We start from the raw sequence: 22,432 nt of genomic DNA on the forward strand, positions 1-22,432 counted from the left end.
CATTGATTTGCCAAGATTTATAGGGATATGGTTAATTAAAAAAAAGAACGCCCCAACCTGCCAAGAATGGCAATAGGACGTTCTTAGTCAGACCACGTAATTACATTAGTAATCCCCTACTCCCCACCCTCCGCTATGTGGAAGGACTTCAGCGTTGTATCGAGAGCTGCTTGCTGGGCAGGCGTCGAGTTGGCGTCATTCACGTTTATGGTGAGGGTGTAGACCAGATCATTTTTACCAAAAACCACTTGCTTCATATGTCCAGGGATACCGCCCCTAGTCTGGCGGACCGTCAGCAGCGTGGCCGGGACTCCCGCAAACGTAATCTCCTCCATGCTGATTAGCTGAGGGCCTTTGGGATCATTTTTGCTGTTCTTGTAGTAACTTTGCAGCAAGCCTACCGCATAATCCACGGAACCCTCAGGGGTAGCATTGATCTGGAAGCGTCCGCCGGTGAACCGGTATTCTACGGTCTGACTCTCAAAAACATCCTGATAAGGTATCCACAGCCGTGGAATATCTATGCTATAGCCGTAGGTCTTGGAGCTTTTGGTTACAGCCTGGCTGCGGAGCGCTATGTAATCATCGGTTTCCAGCCTGCCAAAGTTCTCCTTGATTCTGGAAAAATCAATATCAATAGAGCTTAAGATCGTCTTAAATCGAGCCTTATCCTCATCCTGCCCTGCTGCTGCCAAATATTCGACGTAGTAGCGGTAGCCGGATTTTTGCAAAAGGATCTGATACTCTGTACTCCAGCCGCTGCCCGGATTCAGATCCGTTTCCTTCACGCGCACAGGCTCACCGGAGACCACGGCCTCTATATCCTTCTGCATGGCATATGCACCCGGCATAAAGGTATCACTAACCTGTGAATCCAGATCTTTGCTCCAGCTCTCCAGTGTAGACCCGGTTGGCGCTGAAGAAACCTTTACAAGCAGATGGCTTCCCTTGTTACTCTCGTAATACAGGTGTTGATCATCCATAGTCCAACCTGCAGGAACCTGTAGAGTTATTCCGTAATCGTCGTTGTATCCTTCGCGCAGACCGTTTTTGACCGTTGAGAGATCGCGGATACTTTTGTCGCCGGCATTAAATGAAGGGATAAATGAGTTCAACAGTGAAGCGTATGGATTCAGATCCTTGTAATTCCCTGCATTATCGTCAGTCAGGTAGAGCTCGTATAATTTTCCGTTACTGTAATATTGACGTCCTTCCCACAGAGCACCGCTGGAATCCTTACTGACAATTCGGGCGTAGGGAACCTCCGCATTCGGAAAAACCACCCGGTCCAGAATCGTCTCCCCGCCTTCTTCTGCCGCACGAACCAGTCTCTCCAGCAATTCATCGGGATCTGCCGCTATTTCCAGCGGTGAAACGTGAACCTCCAGATAATACAGATTCTCTGTATTTGTAAAAGTCGCTACACTTTCATTGCCGCCGCTGTCACCGACCACCAGACCGGATGGATAGTTCATGCTCCACCCATAGTAGCTGTTGCCTATCCGTGTTTTGCCGACATCACTGTCGATTCCGCTGCTCCCCGGCGTTTCTTCATCAACCTCTGATGGCGAGAGCGTGATCAGCAGTCCACCACCGCTGCCAGGAGAGACCCGTGCTCCCAGAACTCCGGCCACAAAGCGCATCGGTACGAGCAGTGTTCCCGAAACCATACGCGGGGCTACGGGCAGCGTGATCTTGACCCCGTCTTTCCAGGCAGTTGTACTGCCGATGGTCATCGCCCCAGTGTGGGGCCCGTACATCACCTTAACCACATTGTCCGCTTCAAGGGAGACTGTGCTGCCGAAAGCTTTTTTGAATATACCCAGCGGCACGAGCACCGTTCCGTTAACCTCTATGGGCTTTGGAATCACAACCTTCTCGCCGTTTACGGTTGCGGTAGTGCTACCGACCTTGAGATTCAGCTGCAGCTGCTTCTGCTCCGCTGCCTGCGCCTGCTGGAGTGGCAGACCTGCCAGCAGCATTAACACAGCCAGCAACGCGCACATCCCGCACCGCATCATTCTGCTTTTTGTCATCCGTCGTACCTCCACTGGCAGCCCGCTATTCTTCTGTCTGTGCTTCAGCATCTCCATCACCTTCCCCCCCCTCTCCTCCGGTCAGCGGGTCACCCTGACTAAGCACCAGCTTGCGGGTCACAATATCCCCGTCACTTTGCATCAGCAACTTCACTGCTGCACCCGGTTTATAACTCTTGAACCACTCATTGATATCCACCAGTGAAGCAACACGATGTCCGTCAATCGCATACAGCACATCGCCTGCGTTAATTCCTGCCTGTTCTGCTTCTGCAGATACGACCTTGGTTACAGTCAGCGGGTCCTGTGCAGGCAGCCCAACAATCGCGGACCAGCTCTCCTCAAGCTCCAGGCCCAGGCTGGGACGTTTTACCTCACCATATTTGAACAACTGGTTCATGATGTACTGAACGGTATCCGCCGGAATGGAAAATCCCATATTTTCCACACCAACCGCAGCGTATTTCAGACTGTTCACCCCCAGCACTTCCCCTTTCATACTGACCAGTGGACCGCCGCTGTTCCCGGGGTTAATAGCCGTATCACTTTGAATCAGACGATAGGCGGCATCGACGGCCCGGTTCAGTCCGCTGACCACACCCACTGTAGCCGAATTCCGCAGCGAAAAGGAAATAGGGGTCCCGATAGCAATCACCTTTTCCCCCACCTGGAGCTTGCTTGATGGACTGGCAAACCTGGCGGGCTTCAGGGATTTGGCATTGATTTTGATTAGCGCCAGGTCACTGACTTCATCGATATAGGATGTTGTGATGTTGTAGCTTTTAGCGTCTGACGTTACCACTACCGCGTTCTGCAAGTCTTTTATGACATGCGCATTGGTTATAATCCAGCCGTCCGCTTTGACTATAATTCCCGAGCCATGGGTCAGATTGTACCGGTCATCCGGTCCGCTGCTGCGGTCACCGGAATATTTGCCGATAATGCCCACCACAGAGGGGGACACCTCTTTTATAATCTGCGGCACCGCGTCATCTGTCATCACCACATTCTTTTTGCCGGCAGCTGTTGCGGTTCCTACTTGCTTGAAAGCCCCAACCCTGAAGTCCTTGGCTCCAGCCTGACTACTGTCTTGAATTACCGCTGCAAGTGCTGAATGGGCACCGCTCCCCGTACCGGACAGCAGCACTCCGCACAGTAGCAAGCCTAGACTCTTTCTATACTTTCGTTTCCCCCACCACATCCGTCTTCACCGGCCCTCTCTGTATCTATGAATTGCTGAAATCTAATGGATATACCCTTTAGTAATGATAAAAAGACGCCTTCAGCAGCGCCAGTGGCGGTTAAAGGTGTCTTCCTAGAATATAATGCTCTGTAATTGTCACTTGTGTACTAACTTATCCAGTTCATCACCATTGCATAGTCCGAAACCACGAACACCAACAGACTCACCACTCCAAAAGCAATAGCGAATTTGTTCTTCTGAGGTGCCCGTAGCAGCCGAATCACTCCAATGAAGATCAGAACGGTGAACAAAATCATAAATACATCGAAGGTATGAAATTTAGACGGTCCTTGCGCGGCAGCTTCAGCAAGCAGCATGGCATTACCTCCCCAAGAGTATTGTCAAGCTAGTTCATCTATTCCATATCTCCTTCTATGTTATCGCTACCATTTCAGTGACGCAATAGAAAATCCTTAAAAAATTATGTAATTGTCACAAAAAATTTTTTTCTCCGGAAAAATATACTGCACATCAGCAATTTAGATCACAAAAGTAGCTGTTGTGCACTCTTTGTCAAAGAACTCAGCTTTTATCTATTAATCAACGAATATACCCCTCTTTGAATCTTACGACGGACATGCCCTAGGTATGTCTATTTGAACTATCAGCAAGTCCTTATTTTTTGATAAACAATCGTTATACTGTTGTGCTACAACCCTCACTGCCGGATGACTCCAGGCTATGTTACCATCGGGCTTATAATCTTAGGGCTTCTTGATTCATCCGATACATCACCAGAAAGGAAGTTAGATATGGCTTACGAACCGATATGGAATGCTGCTCCCGAGAAACTGAGCAAATTCGAATTCGTCAAACTGCAGAAGGACGGCCTGGATGTGATCCGCACCATTATTGAAAAATATGCCCTGGAGGGCTACAGCTCCATCCCGGCCGATGATATGGATCTGTTCAAATGGGCCGGGGTATATCAGCAAAAGCCGCGGGATGGCCATTTCATGATGCGCGTGCGGATCAACACCGGTATTATGACTTCAGGTCAAGCCAGAGCACTGGCTGAAATCGGCAGATTGTACGGGCGGAACCTGGTTGATGTGACTACACGCCAAGCCATCCAGTTCCACTGGCTTACTGTCGAGAATCTGCCGGATATCTTCAAGCGTCTCGAAGCCGCCGGATTGTATTCCTTCGAAGCTTGCGGCGATTGTCCGCGGACAATCGTCGGCAACCCGCTGGCAGGGATCGACAAGGATGAGCTGTTTGATACGGCGGATATAGTAGAGCAACTGAATGACTTTTTTATGCTGAACCGTGACTTCTCCAACCTGCCCCGCAAATTCAAAATCTCCGTGTCTGCTAACAAGTACAATAACGCACAAGCGGAAATTAATGATTTGGCCTATACACCTGCGCTAAAAGTCATCGATGGTGTTGAAACTCTGGGGTTCCATCTGATGGTTGGCGGCGGACTGTCAGCCAAACCACATCTGGCGCAAAAGCTTGATGTCTTCGTTAAGCCTGAAGAGGCACTGAAGGTAGCTGCCGGTGTTATCACACTGTTCCGGGATTACAGCTACCGGGAGAAACGTCATCACGCCCGCCTGAAATTCCTTGTCGCCGATTGGGGCGCGGAGAAATTCAAAGAAAAACTGATTGAAGCCGTAGGCGAGCTACCCCCGCGCGGCGAGGACCAGACGATTGGCTGGCAAGCCGCTTATTTTGACGGAGTCCATCCACAGGTTCAGGAAGGTCTCAGTTATGTTGGATTGAATGTTCCCGTCGGCCGGATGAACAGCGATGAGCTGGATCAGTTAGCCGAGCTTGCGGATCAGTACGGTGAAGGCAAGCTCCGCACCACGATGTCACAAAACATCATCATCAGCGGGGTTCCGAATGAGAAGCTTAGCGCTCTATTGGATGCACAAGTGCTGCAGCGGCTGTCCCCATCAGCCAAACCCTTCATCAGCCGCACAATCGCCTGCACGGGCAATGAATTCTGCAACCTGGCCCTCGTCGAGACCAAACAGAGAGCTGTCAGTGTCGCTGCCTATCTGGATGAGCATATCCGGCTTGATGAGAAGCTGCGCATTCACTTCATCGGCTGCCCCAATGCCTGCGGACAAAAGCAGGTTGCCGATATCGGCCTGCAAGGCACGCTGATCAAGACACCGGACGGCATGACCGATGCGTTCGATATTGCTGTTGGCGGAACGCTTGGCTGCGGAGACCATGGTCCTGCAGCTGAATTCGCCCGGCCATTGAAGGGCCGCGTACAGGCAGAACGGGTGGGCCCCGTTCTGGAGCAGCTCATTTCCTTCTACACGGAACAGCGTCAAGACCAGGAGAATTTCCATGCATTTACGGGACGCGTAGGCGTACCTGCCCTTCAGGAACAGCTTACCGCTATTCTGGAATCCGAACCTGTAACTACGTCCAAGGAGTAATGTCTTCTGAAATATATTGAGTTCGGTGTTGGCAACAGATGGCTACTAAGAACGGAAACGGAACTGACTGATGGCACAGAGATCGAAGAAAGGGGTGTTGTGCACCCTATCAAATTCCACTCATTGTATATTAGAGTATGGATAAGAAAGACCGTATGGATTATGGATTTTAGAGAGGGCTTCAAGCGTTCAAGAAAAACGCGCAATGCCTTCAAAATCATCATCGGGATCAGCAGTCATTAAATAGTTTCCATTTATGTAAAAGGGCCGTGGTGCATTCCTCGGCCCTTTCCTGTTTTCGGCTACAAGCCAGATACGCCTCTGCCCTGCTTCGAATCCTAACGGTTATATGCTATCTGAGGTCTGCAGCTCGAGAGCTTTGGTTCGCTCGGTGTCACGGAGTAATACTGGTTTCAGGTATCTGCCAGTGTAGGATTCCTCCACTTTGATGATCTTCTCCGGTGTTCCTGTAGCAAGAACAGTCCCCCCGCCACTACCGCCTTCTGGGCCCATATCAATGATATAGTCGGCGGTCTTGATCACATCGAGGTTATGCTCAATGACGAGCACGGATTCACCAGAGTCTACCAGACGATGCAGCACCTCAAGCAGACGGCCTATGTCATCTACATGCAGTCCCGTTGTCGGTTCATCCAGAATGTACAATGTCTTGCCGGTACTGCGCCGGTATAGCTCGGAGGCCAGTTTCACGCGCTGTGCCTCACCGCCGGACAAGGTGGTTCCCGGCTGACCAATATTGATGTACCCTAGCCCAACATCCAGCAGGGTCTGCATTTTACGGTGAATCTTCGGGATATTCTTAAAGAATTCTGTTGCATCTTCTACGGTCATTTCCAGTACATCGGAGATGCTTTTGCCTTTATACTTCACTTCCAGCGTCTCACGGTTGTAACGTTTACCCTTGCATATTTCGCAGGGAACATAAACATCCGGCAGGAAGTGCATCTCAATCTTAATAATGCCATCCCCACGGCATGCCTCGCAGCGTCCGCCTTTGACATTGAAGCTGAATCGGCCTTTCTGGAAGCCGCGCACCTTGGCTTCGTTCGTCTTGGAGAACAAATCACGAATATCATCGAAGACACCCGTATAGGTTGCCGGATTGGAACGCGGTGTACGTCCGATTGGCGACTGGTCAATTTCAATGACTTTGTCCAGATTTTCCAGCCCGCGGATTTCTTTGTGCTGACCCGGCCGCACCTTGACAGCCTTATTCAGCTGACGCGCCAGACTCTTATAGAGAATCTCATTAATAAGCGAAGACTTGCCCGAACCCGAAACACCGGTTACAGCCGTGAAAACACCAAGTGGAATTTTGACGTTCACATTCTTCAGGTTGTTCTCTTTGGCCCCGCGGATTTCAATCCAGCGATCATCTGTAGCGCGCCGATTGGAGGTAACCGGAATGAACTTGCGTCCGCTTAAGTACTCCCCGGTCAGGGAATTCGGATCATTCATAATCTCCTGAGGTGTGCCTTGTGCCATGACCTGCCCCCCATGAATACCCGCACCCGGACCAATATCAATAATATAGTCGGCAGCCATCATCGTATCTTCATCATGTTCAACCACAATCAGGGTATTGCCTAAATCGCGCATATGCCCAAGTGTTGAGATGAGGCGGTCATTGTCCCGCTGATGCAGACCAATACTCGGTTCATCGAGGATATACAGCACGCCCATCAGACTGGAGCCGATCTGGGTTGCCAGCCTGATCCGCTGCGCTTCACCGCCGGAGAGTGAGCCCGCTGCACGGCTGAGCGTCAAATAGTTCAAACCTACGTTGACCAGGAAGCCGAGGCGGCTGCTGATTTCTTTGAGAATCAGGTTGGCAATGGCTGTTTCCTTCTCACTCAGAGCAATGTTGTCGAAAAATTCAAGGCAATCTCCAATCGACAGATCGGTAACATCCGCAACATTCCGTTCATTGACCGTTACGGCGAGAATTTCCTTCTTCAATCTTTTACCTTTGCACACATGGCAAGGCTTGGCACTCATGAAGCCTTCAATGAACTCACGAATGCCATCGGAAGACGTCTCCCGGTATCGCCGCTCCAGATTGGGAATAATCCCTTCGAAGACGACAAGCGTGTCCTTCCGCTGGCCAAAGTCATTCTCATAACGGAAGCGGATCTTCTCGCTCCCCCTTCCGTTCAGCAGCTTCTGCATATGTTCTGGTGACAGACTGTTTACCGGCACATTTTGCGGGATGTTGAAATGCTCGCAAACCGACATCAGAAATTGCGGGTAGTAGTTCGATGTGTTGCCGGTCCAGGCCAAAAAGGCGCCTTCTTCAATGCTCTTCTCTTGATCAGGAATTAGAAGATCCGGGTCGACAACCATCTTCACACCAAGCCCATCACATTCCGGGCAAGCCCCGAAGGGGCTGTTGAAAGAGAACATCCGCGGCGCTAGTTCCTCGATACTGAACCCGCAGATCGGACAGGCAAAGTTCGAGCTGAACAACAACTCCTCCTGGCCAATGATATCAACCAGAATTTGCCCGCCGGACAGTTTCAGCGCGGTCTCCAGCGAATCCGTCAGCCGGGTCTGTACATCATCCTTAATGACGACACGGTCCACCACGACCTCAATCGTATGCTTCTTATTCTTCTCCAGCACGATATCCTCAGTAACCTCACGCAGTTCACCGTTCACGCGCACACGGACAAAGCCCTGCTTCGAGATGTCGCTGAACAGTCCCTTATGTTCACCTTTGCGCCCTGAGATTACCGGTGCCAGAATCTGCAGCCGGGTCTTCTCGGGATACTGCATAATCCGGTCTACCATCTGTTCCACGGTCTGGGAAGTAATTTCGATGCCATGATCCGGACAATGCGGATGTCCTACCCGGGCAAACAGCAGCCGGAGATAGTCATAAATCTCCGTAACTGTACCTACAGTAGAACGCGGGTTGCGGCTTGTTGTCTTCTGGTCAATGGAAATCGCCGGGGATAACCCGTCAATAGAATCAACATCCGGCTTCTCCATCTGACCAAGGAACTGTCGTGCATACGCTGACAGGGATTCCACATAACGGCGCTGTCCTTCAGCGTAGATTGTATCGAATGCAAGCGACGATTTGCCGGAGCCGCTAAGTCCCGTCAGCACGACGAAGCGGTCACGCGGAATCGTTACGTCAATGTTCTTGAGATTGTGCGCTCGGGCACCCTTAATTACAATATTTTCATTCGCCAACGGTATAACCTCCTAGATATCAAGCCTATTACAAAGCTATATCAAAATATTTTCGATCCCTCCCAAACCCTCCCTTAGCCAAGGGAGGGCCCCAAGGGTTGCACCCTCTGGACACCCGCAATGCTGCTGGCGAAGGAGTGAGGGCGGATGGGCTTAGTTGATGTGGACTGAAGAGCGCTTGTCCCTAACGGGACCGCTGGACTGTTGGCGCTTCAGGGACAACTGCTGTCCCTTCGGGATACGCAGACTGCGAACTGCAGGCTGTCCCTTCGGGATACGCAGACTGCGAACTGCGGGCTGTCCCTTCGGGATACGCAGACTGCGAACTGCGGGCTGTCCCTTCGGGATGCGCAGACTGCGAACTGCGGGCTGTCCCTTCGGGATGCGCAGACTGCGAACTGCAGGCTGTCCCTTCGGGATGCGCAGACTGCGAACTGCGGGCTGTCCCTTCGGGATACGCAAGGGCCTAGAGCAATTTATCCAAAAGGAACGGCCATATGCAGCGCCGTTCCTGTACTTTACTGTGCAAAACAAGTTTGCATAAGTCACTACCTCACTCTGCCCGAAGCTCCAGCAGAGCGTCGCGCAGCTCTGCGGCACGCTCAAATTGCAGGTTCTTGGCGGCATCCTTCATCTCGGCCTCCAGACGCTGAATCAGACTTTGGCGATCCTTCTTGCTCATCTTGCCGCCCACGCCGGTGAGATACTCGGCCTTGGACTCAGCAACCTTAGTGGCCTCGATAATTTCGCGCACTTTCTTGTTGATCGTTGTGGGTGTGATTCCATGCTTTTCGTTGTAGGCAATCTGCGTTTCCCGGCGGCGCTGGGTTTCGAACATAGCCTTTTCCATCGAGTCTGTGATACGGTCACCGTACATGATTACACGGCCATTGGAGTTACGGGCCGCACGGCCGATGGTCTGAATGAGTGAACGCTCGGAACGCAGGAAACCCTCCTTGTCGGCATCAAGAATCGCGACGAGGGATACCTCCGGCAAATCCAGGCCTTCCCGCAATAGATTGATCCCCACGAGAACATGGAAGGCGCCTAACCGGAGATCACGCAGAATCGCCATACGCTCCAGCGTCTTAATGTCAGAGTGCATGTAGCGGACCTTGATGCCGATTTCCTTGAAATAATCAGTCAGGTCCTCGGACATTTTCTTGGTCAGAGTCGTAACCAGTACACGCTCGTCACGTTCCACCCGGTCACGGATTTCGCTGATCAGATCATCAATCTGCCCCTCTGTCGGACGAACCTCGATAATCGGGTCCAAAAGACCCGTAGGCCGGATAATCTGCTGAATCATCGTCTCGCAATGTTCAATTTCATAAGGGCCTGGTGTGGCGGATACATATACAATCTGATTCACCTTGTCTTCGAATTCTTCGAACTGCAGCGGCCGGTTGTCCAGCGCGGATGGCAGGCGAAAGCCATGCTCCACGAGAACTGTCTTGCGCGCGCGGTCACCGTTGTACATCGCCCGAATCTGCGGCAATGTCGCATGGGACTCGTCGATTACAATCAGCATATCGTCAGGAAAATAATCCATAAGTGTATAAGGGGTTGCTCCCGGCTCACGGAAGGTGAGCGGTCCGGAATAGTTCTCGATCCCGGAACAGAAGCCGACTTCCTTCATCATCTCGATATCGTAACGGGTCCTCTGCTCCAGACGCTGGGCCTCCAGCAGTTTACCTGCATCCCGGAGCACAGCCAGCCGTTCTTCCAGCTCACGCTCAATATTGACCAGAGCCACACGCATGGTTTCTTCCTGGGTGACAAAGTGGGATGCCGGGAAAATAGCCACATGGTCGCGTTCTCCGATTAATTCTCCGGTCAACACATCAATTTCAGTAATCCGTTCCACCTCATCGCCGAACAGTTCTACACGGATGGCATGCTCACCCTGTGAGGCCGGGAAGATCTCCACCACATCACCGCGCACGCGAAAAGTGCCCCGCACAAAGTTAATGTCGTTGCGTTGGTACTGGATATCCACAAGCCGGCTCAGAATCTGATTCCGCGGCTTCTCCATACCCACACGCAGCGACAGCAGCAGGCTTCCGTATTCCTGAGGGGAACCGAGGCCGTAAATACAGGAAACACTGGCCACAATAATGACGTCACGCCGTTCGAACAAAGAACTGGTCGCAGAGTGGCGCAGCTTATCAATTTCTTCATTTATGCTGGAATCTTTCTCGATATAGGTGTCGGAGGAGGGAATGTACGCCTCTGGCTGGTAATAATCGTAGTAACTGACGAAGTAGTCGACCGAATTACTTGGAAAAAACTCCTTGAACTCACTCGCAAGCTGGGCAGCCAGCGTCTTGTTGTGCGCAATAACCAGCGTGGGCCGGTTCAGCTTGGAAATCATTTGTGCGATGGTAAAGGTCTTCCCTGTACCGGTCGCTCCCAGCAGCGTCTGGTGCTTCTTGCCCTGCCGGATGCCGTCCACTAACTCTTGTATGGCATGAGGCTGATCGCCCTGGGGTGTGTACTCGGACTCCAACTGAAAAGTCTGCGTACTGACGACAATATCATTCATTTGCCCGTCTCCCCTCTATCGTCTAAAATATATGAATATATTATAATTGTGGCCCTGATGATTCTCTCTCCATACGATCTGAAATATATGGAAGATAAGAATACTTGTTCCCGTTTATTATACAGTGTTGCCCAGATTCATGCAAACCATAATATATAGAAATTTAAGGAGCTTGAACTCATGGATATTACTTCAATTATTGGCTTGCTGGCTGGTCTAGCAGCACTCATCGGCGGCTTTTTCTGGGAAGGCGGAAGCCTGTCCGGCCTGCTGCAGTTAAATGCTGCACTCATTGTATTCGGAGGCACGCTTGCCGCCGTGCTGATCAGCTTCCCGGCCTCCAGACTGCGCTGCGTCCCAGCGGCTGTGCGGGTAGCTTTTGGCAAACATGCGGACACCATGGAACAACAGGCAGAAGAACTGATCTCCATGGCTACAATCACAAGACGCGGCGGTGTGCTGGCCCTGGAGAAAAGAGCCGAAGAGCATCCCGACCCCTTTACCAGTGAAGGACTCATGCTCATTGTTGACGGAACAGACCCCGAGCAGGTCCGGCAGATTCTGGAACTGGAGATGGATGCTAAAGAGCTCAAATACGAAGGCTATGCCAAAATCTTTGAAGCCGCAGGCGGCTATGCGCCCACCATGGGCATCATCGGTACGGTTATGGGTCTGATCCGCGTGCTCAGCAGTCTAACCGATCCTTCTAACTTGGGAGCTTCCATCGCAGTTGCTTTTACAGCGACGCTATACGGTGTGGCCAGCGCTAATCTAATATTTTTACCCATTGCCTCCAAGATCAAATCCCGCAGCCAAAGTGAGCTGGGTACTATGGAAATGCTTATGGTAGGCATTCTTGCCCTGCAGAACGGGGATCATCCCCAGCTTGTGCGTAAAAAGCTCCGTTCCTTCTTGAACCGTTCCGCCAAGGAACACGGCAGCGATATTACCAGAGGTCCCTCATGAGACAGAGAAACCGCAGAAAGCCTCGCACAGATGGACGGGAGAACCGCGACCGGTGGATGATCACCTACGCGGATCTGATTACACTGCTGCTTATTTTCTTCGTGATTTTGTTTGCCATGAGCAGTTTGGATACACATAAATTCAACATCGTCACGAGCTCTTTATCGGACACTTTTAAAAGTGGAAATCCGGTATTAGATGGTGGAAATGGTGTTCTGGAGGGTCAAAAAAGGCTACAATCCGCAGGAACGGGGAATGGGAAGAACGGGGGGAACGGAGACAGCGCGGATACAGGCCAGGAGCAAAAGAATGCGGCTACCGGCCCGACGGCCAGTCCGCCCCCTGCCGACCCGGAGCCTTCGGCGCGTGAGCAGGCCTTCCGCGAGCAAGAAGCCAAACTGGCTGCGCTCATGGGCGTCATCACCCAGTATGTCCAAGACAACCATCTGGGTGACCAGATTTTTGTGGCGGATAAACCGCAAGGTATTGCCATTACACTCAGTGACCGTTACCTGTTCGATGTAGGCAGAGCCGAGCTCAAAGCGCCCGCCCTCCCTGCGCTGCGTCAGCTGTCAGGACTATTCCGCGGCATTGGAGCAACAATCAGTATCGAAGGCCATACTGATAATATGCCGGTGTCTGCTGGTTCCCGTTATAACGATAACTGGGAATTATCCGGCGCCCGTGCCCTCTCGGTGCTGCGCTTCTTTTTGGATAAAGAGGGATTGAACCCGGATACGTTTCAATATGCCGGATATGCAGATACCCGTCCTGCTGTGAGCAATTCTACTCCAGAAGGACGGCAGAAAAACCGGCGCGTGGAGATTACGGTACTTCGGCAGCTCCAGGAAAAGGAGTAGCCTTAATAAGGCCTGCCATACGGCCGCGTACACGTTAACATTTCGCCCTGCTGTGCATAGTGTTCGCGGGTAATGCGGTCGCTCTACATCCTGTGTTTTGGAACATCGCACCGCAGTTGTCTCCCGGGCTATTCGAATTCCCTAATTAAAGACGGATTCCAATGTATAAGTACACATTAAAAATCACAAAAAAGACAGACCTCACACATTAGTAACACGAAATGCGATGTGAAGGCCTGTCTTTATTTTATATGCAGAAAACTAGTGTCCGTAGGTTATTCTATTCTTCAATCAACTTGCCATAAGCCGCTGCATCCAGCAGTCCAGACGCGACTTCGGCAAACTCCCCGGTGATTTCCAGTTCAAAAATCCATCCGCCGCTGTATGGCTGATCGTTAATCAGCTCCGGGCTGGCTTCGAGTGCATCGTTGATTTTGGTCACTGTTCCCGATACCGGAGAATAGAGCTCAGATACCGTCTTGACGGATTCGATGCTGCCTACACTGTCGCCAGCCGAGAGGGCCGCACCCACTTCAGGAAACTCCACGAATACGATATCGCCAAGCAGATGCTGGGCATGGTCCGTAATTCCGACACGTACTGTGCGCCCTTCACCCTGCTGCGCCCATTCATGCTCTTCGCTGTACAACAGGTTGTCTAGCACTTCACTCATTCTTAAGCCGCCTCTTTTCCAAATTTGGAGTTATAAAATTAGTTATAGACTAAGTTATTGCGCCGCTCAATGTCAATATAACTGACAGGAAAATAAAATTTGTCATCTTTTTGACGTTTTTTTGTTGACATCGGAGTTGTATACCCGCTTTAATGGAGTCAGTAGAAAACAATACGGTTTGCGAATGATGGCATAGGGAGAGACTGTCTCTGAGAAGACAGCGCCGAAGGAGTAAGCCCGGGAGGGTGAATCTCTCAGGCAAAAGGACCTTTGCCGGACGCATCTCTGGAGAGCTATCTGAAACCTGCCCGGCAGGGATTCGGATCACCAACGGGGAAACCTGCGCGCTGGTCAGCAGGGTAACTCTCAGGTACAAGGGACAGAGCGAAAGGCTTATATGCGGGTTGTGCATATTTGTCTTTTGCCTGTCCTTTTTCGCATGTAATCAGACAAGGGAGTGAGCCGATGGATGCTTTGAAAAGAACACCTTTTTACGACCTCTACTCCGCCTACGCGGAGTCCAGATGTATTGATTTCGGCGGCTGGGAGCTGCCGGTGCAATTCACGGGAATCGTGAAGGAGCATGAGGCTGTACGCCGGCAGGCCGGACTGTTCGATGTATCGCATATGGGCGAATTCATGGTCAGCGGCAACGGCTCGGAAGCCTTTCTGCAGCGGATGACCACCAATGATGTCAGCCGTCTTCAGGATGGCGGTGCGCAGTACACCCTGATGCTCTACCCAAGCGGTGGGGTAGTCGATGATCTTCTGGTCTACCGACTGGCCGAAGAGCGTTACATGCTGGTCGTCAATGCCTCCAATATCGACAAGGACTTCCAGTGGCTGCAGGAGCATCTCACAGATGAATTCAGCGGTGTGACGCTGAACAATGTCTCCGATGAGACGCTGCTGCTCGCACTGCAAGGCCCTCTGGCTGAGACGATTCTGGCCGAAGTTACCTCAGCTCCCCTTGCGGAGCTTGCACCGTTCCATTTCATCGAGCGCGCTGTAGTCTGCGGCGTAGAGGTTCTGCTCTCCCGGACCGGATATACCGGTGAGGACGGTTTTGAACTGTACGCGCCACTGGATACGGCAGCTGTGCTGTGGAACGGCCTGCTTGCGGCAGGCGCTCCGCACGGTCTGACTCCCGCCGGACTCGGCGCGCGCGATACGCTTCGTTTCGAAGCGAAGCTGCCGCTGTACGGCCAGGAGCTGTCGGCCGATATTACACCGCTGGAAGCGGGAGTCCAGTTCTTCGTAAAGCTGGACAAAGCCAGCTTCATCGGCAAGGACGCACTGGTGAAGCAGAAGGAAGCCGGACTGCCCCGCCGCCTCGTGGGCCTGGAAATGATTGACCGCGGGATTCCGCGCTCGCATTATCCGGTCTATGCGGATGGTGTGAAGATCGGTGAGGTCACGACAGGCACACAGTCTCCAACGCTAAAACGCAATTTGGGTCTGGCCCTGCTGGACGCCGCCTATTCGGAGCTTGGAACAGAGGTATACGTGGAGATCCGCGGCAAACAGCTTAAAGCAGCCGTGGTCAAAGCGCCATTCTATAAAAAGAGCCAAGGAGTGAAGCCGCAATGAAGCACCGTTATCTGCCGATGACCGAGCAAGACCGCAAGGAGATGATGGAGGCTGTAGGGATTCAGTCCGTGGAGGAGCTGTTCGCCGACATCCCGCAAGCTGTCCGTTATCAGGGAACGATGCCGATGTCAGAAGCACTTGATGAATACGCGCTGCTGCGCCATATGAAGGAGCTGTCCGACAAAAATGCCAGCTTCGACACTCACGCCAGCTTCCTCGGTGCTGGGCTCTATGACCATCATATCCCTGTTGTCATTAACCATGTGATTTCCCGCTCGGAGTTTTATACCGCCTATACCCCTTACCAGCCGGAGATCAGCCAAGGTGAGCTGCAGGCGATCTTCGAATTCCAGTCCTATATCTGCGAGCTGACCGGCATGAAAGTAGCGAATGCCAGTATGTACGACGGCGCGACCGCCTTCTCGGAAGCTGCGGTGCTTGCCGCCGGTGCGACAAAACGCAAAAAGCTGATCGTCTCCCGCACCGTCCATCCCGAAGCACGTCAGGTACTGCGTACCTCAGCGGGTGCATGGGGCCTGGATGTTGTGGAAATTGACTACACAAACGGAGTAACGGATCAGGCCAAGCTAGCCGCCGCAATTGACGGCGACACTGCAGCCGTGCTGGTACAGTCGCCGAACTTCTTCGGCGCCATTGAGGACCTTGGTGCGATGGAGCCGCTGATCCATGCCGTGAAAGGCCTGCTCGTGGTCAGTGCCAATCCGCTGGCGCTAGGCATTCTCGAAACGCCGGGCAAGCTTGGCGCAGACATTGTTGTCGGTGACGCCCAGCCGCTCGGCATTCCCGCTTCACTTGGTGGTCCTACCTGCGGCTTCTTCGCCGTAGCCGAACCCCTCATGCGCCGCATGCCGGGCCGGATCGTCGGACAGACCGTTGACCGTAACGGCAAACGCGGTTTCGTACTGACACTGCAGGCACGCGAGCAGCATATCCGCCGCGAAAAGGCCACTTCCAACATCTGCTCCAACCAGGCGCTGCTCGCACTGTGCGCTTCCGTCTACCTGTCCGTCATGGGCAAAGAAGGCATGCGCGAGGTTGGGGAGCTCAACATCCGCAAGAGCCATTATGCAGCCACCAAGCTGGGCGAATTAACGGGCGCAGCCTCAGCGTTCACGGCACCGTTCTTCAATGAATTTGTTCTGAAACTGCCGGAAGGCTCCAGCGTCAGCGAGATCAATTCCAGGCTATTGAAGGAAGGCTACCTCGGCGGCTATGATCTGGGCCGGGACTATCCTGAATTGAACGGACATATGCTGGTCGCTGTCACCGAGAAAAGAAGCAAAACGGAAATTGACCAATTCAAAGTGGCACTGGAGGGCTGTATATGAAACCGGAACAAAGTCTGATCTTTGAGCTTAGCCGTCCCGGCCGCACGGCCTATTCCCTGCCCGTGTGTGATGTTCCGCAGGAAGAGAGCATCGATGCCCTGATTCCCGCCGGACTGCTGAGAAGCGAGCCGGTAGTCTTGCCGGAAGTATCGGAAGTGGATGTCATCCGCCACTATACCGCCCTGTCCCGCCGCAACTTCGGCGTGGACAACGGCTTTTATCCGCTCGGCTCCTGTACTATGAAATACAATCCGAAGATCAATGAGGACGTCGCCCGCTTCCCGGGACTGGCCAAGATTCACCCTTACCAGCCGGAAGAGAGCATTCAGGGTGCCCTTGAACTGATGCATACTCTGCAAAAGGACCTGGCCGCCCTGACCGGCATGGATGCCGTGTCTCTGCAGCCAGCCGCCGGTGCCCATGGGGAATGGACCGGCCTGATGATGATCCGCGCCTACCATGAGAGCCGCGGCGAGACCCGCTCCAAGGTCATCGTGCCCGATTCCTCGCACGGAACCAATCCGGCCAGCGCCTCTGCAGCCGGCCTGGAAACGATAACGATCCCATCGGGCGATAAGGGGATGGTTGACCTTGAAGCGCTGAAAGCGGCTGTCGGCAGCGATACCGCAGCCCTGATGCTAACCAACCCGAGTACACTCGGATTGTTCGAAACACAAATCATTGAAATCGCTCAGATCGTACACGAAGCGGGCGGCCTGCTCTATTACGACGGAGCGAACTCCAATGCGATTATGGGCATTACCCGCCCCGGCGATATGGGCTTCGACGTCGTGCATTTGAATCTGCACAAGACGATGAGCACCCCGCACGGCGGCGGTGGTCCGGGAGCCGGACCAGTCGGCGTGAAGGCGAAGCTGATTCCGTTCCTGCCACAGCCGACGGTGATCCAAAACGAAGACAGCAGCTACTCGCTGAACTTCGGCGGTCCGGAATCCATCGGACGCGTCAAAGCCTTTTACGGCAACTTCGGCATCCTGGTCCGTGCCTATGCCTATATCCGTACCTACGGGCCGGACGGCCTGCGTGAGGTTTCTGAGAATGCCGTGCTGAACGCCAACTATATGATGCACCGGCTCGCGCCGTATTTTGAAATCCCTTATCCGGGTATCTGCAAGCATGAGTTTGTCATGTCCGGCCGAAACCTTAAGCAGTACGGGGTACGGACACTGGATGTGGCTAAGCGGCTACTCGACTTCGGCTACCACCCGCCAACCGTGTATTTCCCGCTGACGGTAGAGGAATGTATGATGATCGAGCCAACCGAAACCGAAAGCAAGGAAACGCTCGACGGGTTCATCGAGACGATGATCCAAATCGTCAAGGAAGCCCAGGAAACGCCGGAGATCGTAATCAATGCTCCGCATACTACGGAGATCAGCCGTCTGGATGAGACCCAGGCTGCGCGCAAGCCGGTATTGAATTGTTCTTGCGGCTAAAGCTGCGCTCTATCAAACCCTGAACGCAAGGCGGCTAATCCCGAAGTCATTCCTGGCTTCGCGGATTAGCCGCCGCTTTTTTACGTTCATATAAGCTTTTTGGCAAAATGGGAGCGGTCATTTACATTCATTTTGATATAAATGCTCTTTACTACATTCCGTACAGAGCCCTCACTGATCCCCAGCGCGCTCGAGATATGCAGCGCACTTTTGTCCGCCAGCCATAGTGCAGCTACCTCCTTCTCTCTCGCAGTCAGCTTATATTCGCCAAACACCGTGTCCCGTCTGAACTTTTGCAGGCTTGCGTTATTAACCATCCGTTTATACGCCACATTATCAGCCAATTGCTGCACGAACGGAATCGCAAAATCTATCTGCTGACCGGAATCAAAAGAAATATCCACATAACCATGCGTACCCCCGTCCAGAATCAAAGGCGCGCATACACAATTCCAGCTCTGGAAAGCAGCATCTGTATGCTCCTCTCCCCGCACCACCCCTATAAGGTTCATCTCCATAGCCAGCGAGACCGCATTCAGGCCTGAATACCGTTTGGAGAGGTTGATACCCGCACTCATACCTGCACGGTCCATGTTCTCCTGAAGGCTTCGTGAAGAGCAGATCAGATCGAGAATCCAGCCCTCTTCATCCGCCAGAAACACAACATAAGGAATGGGAATGAACTGGCTGATCGCCACCATCTCTTCCCGCATGGAAGAAACCATCGCTTCACTATATATCGCTTTGTTCTCTTTCACGCAAGAGACCACTGGAGACTGCAACGGGCTATATGTATCAGATGAATGATTATGGTGAAAAGACGCAGCTTGAGCTGCTGGAAGATCATCCGGCGAACACCACATTTTCATCTTGGAATTGAAGGTAGTCAACACAAACGCCTCCTCGGTTAATGTCGTTAGTGAATCCGGAATGATTGTGAATGTATTCACTAATAATAATGAATCTATATTTGTTATAGCAATATTTCCTATCTCTATTATAAGCTTACAAGATAACTTAGCCTTGAATAGCAGTAAATATATCATAGGATATTTAAGAGACAATTGACAGGGGCTAATCTTACGAATGAACGTTGAAAAATATGAGATCAGAACAAAATGAAACCTGCTAAAAGGAGCAGCCTAGTTAAGCAATGCAGAGGTATACAAAAAATATTAAAGCGGCTAACCCGGGTCTGTAATCCAGCCTGCGGCTAGCCTTTTTTTCATCATTCGTCATAATCTTATAAATTTTTTTACCGTCCGACCTAAACCGATAGTATTCGACATCAGCCCGGTGCTATATTTGTTTATACGTCTTTGGAAGTTAGGAATGAAGGAGGTCTATACTTGAGTATTATTGAAGCCCGCGGGCTATCCAAATCGTTCATGCAGGCGGTGAAAGAGCCAGGCCTGGCGGGAGCCGTCAAGCATCTGTTCATCCCGAAGCATATCGAGAAGATCGCGGTGCAGCCGCTGAATCTGAGTGTGGAAGCCGGCGAGACGGTGGCCTATGTGGGGCCGAACGGTGCAGGCAAATCCACCACGATCAAAATGCTGACCGGCATCCTCATGCCCTCTGCAGGCAGCATTTCTGTAAACGGTATCAATCCTTATAAGAAAAGAATGGAGAACGCCGCGCAGATCGGAGCCGTGTTCGGACAACGCACGCAGCTGTGGTGGGATATTCCGATTGTGGAATCCTTTTCGCTGCTGAAGGATATCTATCAGATCCCGGAGCCTGTCTATAAGGCTAATCTGGATCAGTTCACGGAGCTGCTGGGCATGAATGAGTTCATCCATCTGTCTGCGCGCAAGCTCTCCCTGGGTCAACGCATGCGTGCGGACCTGGCAGCCGCCTTACTACATAACCCGCCGATTCTCTATCTGGATGAACCCACGATTGGACTGGACGTTTCCGTGAAGCAAAAAATCCGCGAGTTCATCAAAAAAATCAATCAGGAGCAGCAAACCACCGTTATGCTCACTACCCACGATCTCGGCGATATTGAGGATCTGTGCAAACGGCTGATTATCATCGACCACGGCTCCATCATCTATGACGGCAGTCTTAGCGAGGTCAAATCCCGCTTTGCCAGAAACCGCGTGATTTTCTTCCAAGTGGGCGTGCCGATGCCGGAGCTGTACAATCTGCTCTCACAGACGCCTGGAATGAAGCTGGACCGGCAAAATGAACAGGAATTCTCCGTCTCCTTCGACCGCCATGAATATACGGCCAGTGAAGTGGTCAGCCGGGTGATGAAGCATGGCGAAGTGATTGACTTCCGCATGGAGGATGCCAACATTGAGCAGGTGATCAAAGCGGTGTACGACGGAAACCTGGACCTTAATCAAAAAGGGGAATGAGGAGGTGTGACGGCAGCCATGCCCGTAGTCAAGCTCAAGAAATACCGCAGTATTGCCAACCGATCCTTGCAAAATGTTCTATCCTACCGCTTCTCCTACGTCGTCACTTTTTTGTCCAATGCGATCAATCTGCTGGCGGTTTATTTTTTGTGGGCAGGCATTTATGGGGGCCGCGAGACAGTGGGCGGATACACCTGGGATCAGATGAAAACCTATCTGCTAGTCACTTTCCTGGCCAACTCTGTGCTGTCCTGGTACTCGGAAACTGCGATTTCCGGAAAAATCCTCGATGGCAGCGTTGCCGTAGACTTGCTGAAGCCCATTGATTTTCAAACGGCCCGTTTCTCCGAAACGCTGGGCACAAGCCTGCTGGAAGGCGGTATAAGTACGATTATTCTGGTGATTTTCTCCTTCTTCATTTCCGGCCTGGCCCTTCCCCATTCTGCGCTCGTCTATGTACTGTTTGCCCTCAGTCTGCTGGGGGCCATTGCGGTGAAATTCGGCGTGGTGTATCTGGCAGCCTTGTTGTGCTTCTGGTCCACCGGCTCGATGGGCATTGTCTGGACCCGGATTGCCCTAACCAATCTGCTGTCCGGAGCCTTGGTGCCTTTGGCCTTTTTCCCCGGCTGGCTGGAACGGACAGCACTGCTGCTTCCGTTTCAGAGTATTATCCACACGCCGACTATGATTTTTCTGGAGCAGGCCGGTACCTTGGAGAGTCTGAAGCTGATCGGGATTCAATGCTTCTGGGGAGCAGCGCTCTGGATCGCCGGGAAATTCATGTGGAACTGGGCGGTCCGCCAGGTGACTATTCATGGAGGTTAGGCGGAAGGAGGGGAAACAATGACGTTGTCACGAATGTTCTATCTATATAAAAGACTCTATATCCAGCAGCTAAAAGCGATCCTGGAATACAATAAGGACTTCTACATCTTAATGTGTTCTGCCGCTCTGACCCAGGTGCTTGGGTTTGTGTTCCTGTGGGTGATCTATGACCGGATTCCCGATATTAACGGCTGGCAGTTCTGGGAGGTTACCTTCATGTATGCGATGATTTTTCTGACGGAAGGCATGGGCTCTTTATTCTTCGAGGGCACCTGGCGTTTGGGAAGATTGGTCAATCAAGGCGAACTGGACCGTTATCTGCTGCGGCCGGTGCCAGTTGTGCTTCAGGTCTTCTGTACGGGGATCGGTATTAATGGCCTTGGCAATCTGCTCATCGGCGGAGTGATTATCTGGCAATCGCTGGTTCACAGCCATATCCAGTGGAGCTTCGCCAAAGTGGTTATCCTTATTCTGCTGCTTTTGACGGCGGTTATCATTCGTGTATCGATCAATCTGGCCGGAAACTCGGCGGCCTTCTGGATTCGCAATGCCGGGAATGCCTTTCCGCTGATGGTGCATAATTTGGCCGATTTGGCCAAGTATCCGGTCACTTTGTTTCCGCAGGCAGTGCGGGTGTTTATTTCCACCGTACTGCCATATGCCTTCATCAGCTTCTATCCGGCGACTTACATTTTCGGCAAAAGCGGGTGGAGCGGCTGGTGGATGCTGGCTCCCGTCGTGGCAGCGGGCAGTGCGGCAGCAGCTTATGGCATCTTCCGGTACGGACTCTCGAAATATGAGAGTACCGGCAACTAGGGGCCTCCAAGGAGACACATCGCCTCTTCGGCAGACCTTCCGGATTCCCCCGCATAATTTCATATCGTCCATGCGAAAATATGCC

18 protein-coding genes and 1 riboswitch are annotated in these 22,432 nt (G+C 52.2%); of the genes, 10 read left to right on the forward strand and 8 right to left on the reverse strand.

Translation table 11 applies throughout. The annotated features are described in order from the left end of the window. Positions 1–116 precede the first annotated feature (116 nt). The 3 genes from A3848_RS23090 to A3848_RS23100 form a co-directional block, all read right to left on the reverse strand. Positions 117–2,036 carry a stalk domain-containing protein gene (locus tag A3848_RS23090; protein WP_178382062.1) on the reverse strand — a complete coding sequence of 640 codons (1,920 nt, stop codon included), beginning with the start codon at positions 2,034–2,036 and terminating at the stop codon, positions 117–119. A 25-nt stretch (positions 2,037–2,061) separates the two neighbouring features. Then, positions 2,062–3,237 (reverse strand): S1C family serine protease, encoded by a 1,176-nt coding sequence (locus tag A3848_RS23095; RefSeq protein ID WP_371916098.1) that lies wholly within the window; start codon positions 3,235–3,237, stop codon positions 2,062–2,064. A gap of 149 nt (positions 3,238–3,386) precedes the next feature. Further along, positions 3,387–3,596: a hypothetical protein gene (locus A3848_RS23100; RefSeq protein ID WP_074087233.1), complete on the reverse strand. Its 210-nt coding sequence runs from the start codon at positions 3,594–3,596 to the stop codon at positions 3,387–3,389. 435 nt (positions 3,597–4,031) lie between these two features. Here A3848_RS23100 and A3848_RS23105 point away from each other — a divergent pair, with 435 nt between their 5' ends. Both A3848_RS23105 and A3848_RS23110 read left to right on the forward strand, forming a co-directional pair. Continuing rightward, positions 4,032–5,681 carry a nitrite/sulfite reductase gene (locus tag A3848_RS23105; RefSeq protein ID WP_074087234.1) on the forward strand — a complete coding sequence of 550 codons (1,650 nt, stop codon included), beginning with the start codon at positions 4,032–4,034 and terminating at the stop codon, positions 5,679–5,681. A gap of 6 nt (positions 5,682–5,687) precedes the next feature. After that, complete coding sequence (locus A3848_RS23110) at positions 5,688–5,924, forward strand: DUF3977 family protein (protein ID WP_074087235.1); 237 nt, start codon at positions 5,688–5,690, stop codon at positions 5,922–5,924. Between the two features lie 102 nt (positions 5,925–6,026). Here the strand turns inward: A3848_RS23110 and uvrA are convergent, their stop codons facing one another. The 3 genes from uvrA to uvrB all read right to left on the reverse strand — a co-directional run bounded on the left by uvrA (position 6,027) and on the right by uvrB (position 11,445). Beyond that, positions 6,027–8,900 (reverse strand): excinuclease ABC subunit UvrA, encoded by a 2,874-nt coding sequence (gene uvrA / locus A3848_RS23115; protein ID WP_074087236.1) that lies wholly within the window; start codon positions 8,898–8,900, stop codon positions 6,027–6,029. 153 nt (positions 8,901–9,053) lie between these two features. Then, positions 9,054–9,362: a hypothetical protein gene (locus A3848_RS31910; protein ID WP_178382063.1), complete on the reverse strand. Its 309-nt coding sequence runs from the start codon at positions 9,360–9,362 to the stop codon at positions 9,054–9,056. 91 nt (positions 9,363–9,453) lie between these two features. Continuing rightward, entirely contained in the window at positions 9,454–11,445 is a 1,992-nt protein-coding gene (uvrB, locus tag A3848_RS23120; RefSeq protein ID WP_074087237.1) for an excinuclease ABC subunit UvrB, read from the reverse strand. A gap of 180 nt (positions 11,446–11,625) precedes the next feature. Between uvrB and A3848_RS23125 the strand changes: the two genes are divergently transcribed. Both A3848_RS23125 and A3848_RS23130 read left to right on the forward strand, forming a co-directional pair. Continuing rightward, positions 11,626–12,411, forward strand: a complete 786-nt coding sequence (locus A3848_RS23125; RefSeq protein WP_074087238.1) for a flagellar motor protein — start codon at positions 11,626–11,628, stop codon at positions 12,409–12,411. Beyond that, complete coding sequence (locus A3848_RS23130) at positions 12,408–13,271, forward strand: flagellar motor protein MotB (protein WP_074087239.1); 864 nt, start codon at positions 12,408–12,410, stop codon at positions 13,269–13,271. The genes A3848_RS23125 and A3848_RS23130 overlap by 4 nt, the downstream gene beginning before the upstream one ends. Positions 13,272–13,551: 280 nt before the next feature. Here the strand turns inward: A3848_RS23130 and gcvH are convergent, their stop codons facing one another. Continuing rightward, on the reverse strand, positions 13,552–13,944 hold the full coding sequence (gene gcvH / locus A3848_RS23135) for a glycine cleavage system protein GcvH (protein ID WP_074087240.1): 393 nt from the start codon (positions 13,942–13,944) through the stop codon (positions 13,552–13,554). A gap of 184 nt (positions 13,945–14,128) precedes the next feature. Further along, positions 14,129–14,224: riboswitch (glycine riboswitch) on the forward strand. Between the two features lie 185 nt (positions 14,225–14,409). Here gcvH and gcvT point away from each other — a divergent pair. From gcvT to gcvPB, 3 genes are read left to right on the forward strand one after another with little or no spacing between them, the layout of a single operon-like run. Then, a complete protein-coding gene (gene gcvT / locus A3848_RS23140) occupies positions 14,410–15,534 on the forward strand; it encodes a glycine cleavage system aminomethyltransferase GcvT (RefSeq protein WP_074087241.1) in 1,125 nt (374 codons plus the stop codon). Continuing rightward, positions 15,531–16,883 carry an aminomethyl-transferring glycine dehydrogenase subunit GcvPA gene (gene gcvPA, locus A3848_RS23145; protein WP_074087242.1) on the forward strand — a complete coding sequence of 451 codons (1,353 nt, stop codon included), beginning with the start codon at positions 15,531–15,533 and terminating at the stop codon, positions 16,881–16,883. Before gcvT ends, gcvPA begins: the two co-directional genes overlap by 4 nt. Beyond that, entirely contained in the window at positions 16,880–18,340 is a 1,461-nt protein-coding gene (gene gcvPB, locus A3848_RS23150) for an aminomethyl-transferring glycine dehydrogenase subunit GcvPB (RefSeq protein WP_074087243.1), read from the forward strand. Before gcvPA ends, gcvPB begins: the two co-directional genes overlap by 4 nt. Before the next feature lie 86 nt (positions 18,341–18,426). Here the strand turns inward: gcvPB and A3848_RS23155 are convergent, their stop codons facing one another. Further along, positions 18,427–19,290 (reverse strand): helix-turn-helix transcriptional regulator, encoded by an 864-nt coding sequence (locus A3848_RS23155; protein WP_178382064.1) that lies wholly within the window; start codon positions 19,288–19,290, stop codon positions 18,427–18,429. Between the two features lie 399 nt (positions 19,291–19,689). Between A3848_RS23155 and A3848_RS23160 the strand changes: the two genes are divergently transcribed. The 3 genes from A3848_RS23160 to A3848_RS23170 are packed head-to-tail and all read left to right on the forward strand — an operon-like array spanning position 19,690 to position 22,347. After that, positions 19,690–20,706: an ABC transporter ATP-binding protein gene (locus tag A3848_RS23160; RefSeq protein WP_074087245.1), complete on the forward strand. Its 1,017-nt coding sequence runs from the start codon at positions 19,690–19,692 to the stop codon at positions 20,704–20,706. Between the two features lie 18 nt (positions 20,707–20,724). After that, on the forward strand, positions 20,725–21,531 hold the full coding sequence (locus A3848_RS23165; protein ID WP_074087246.1) for an ABC transporter permease: 807 nt from the start codon (positions 20,725–20,727) through the stop codon (positions 21,529–21,531). Positions 21,532–21,549: 18 nt separating this feature from the next. After that, positions 21,550–22,347, forward strand: a complete 798-nt coding sequence (locus tag A3848_RS23170) for an ABC transporter permease (RefSeq protein ID WP_074087247.1) — start codon at positions 21,550–21,552, stop codon at positions 22,345–22,347. Positions 22,348–22,432: the final 85 nt, after the last annotated feature.

It is taken from the genome of Paenibacillus sp. P32E (assembly GCF_001909085.1).
GTDB lineage: Bacteria > Bacillota > Bacilli > Paenibacillales > Paenibacillaceae > Paenibacillus_AQ > Paenibacillus_AQ helianthi.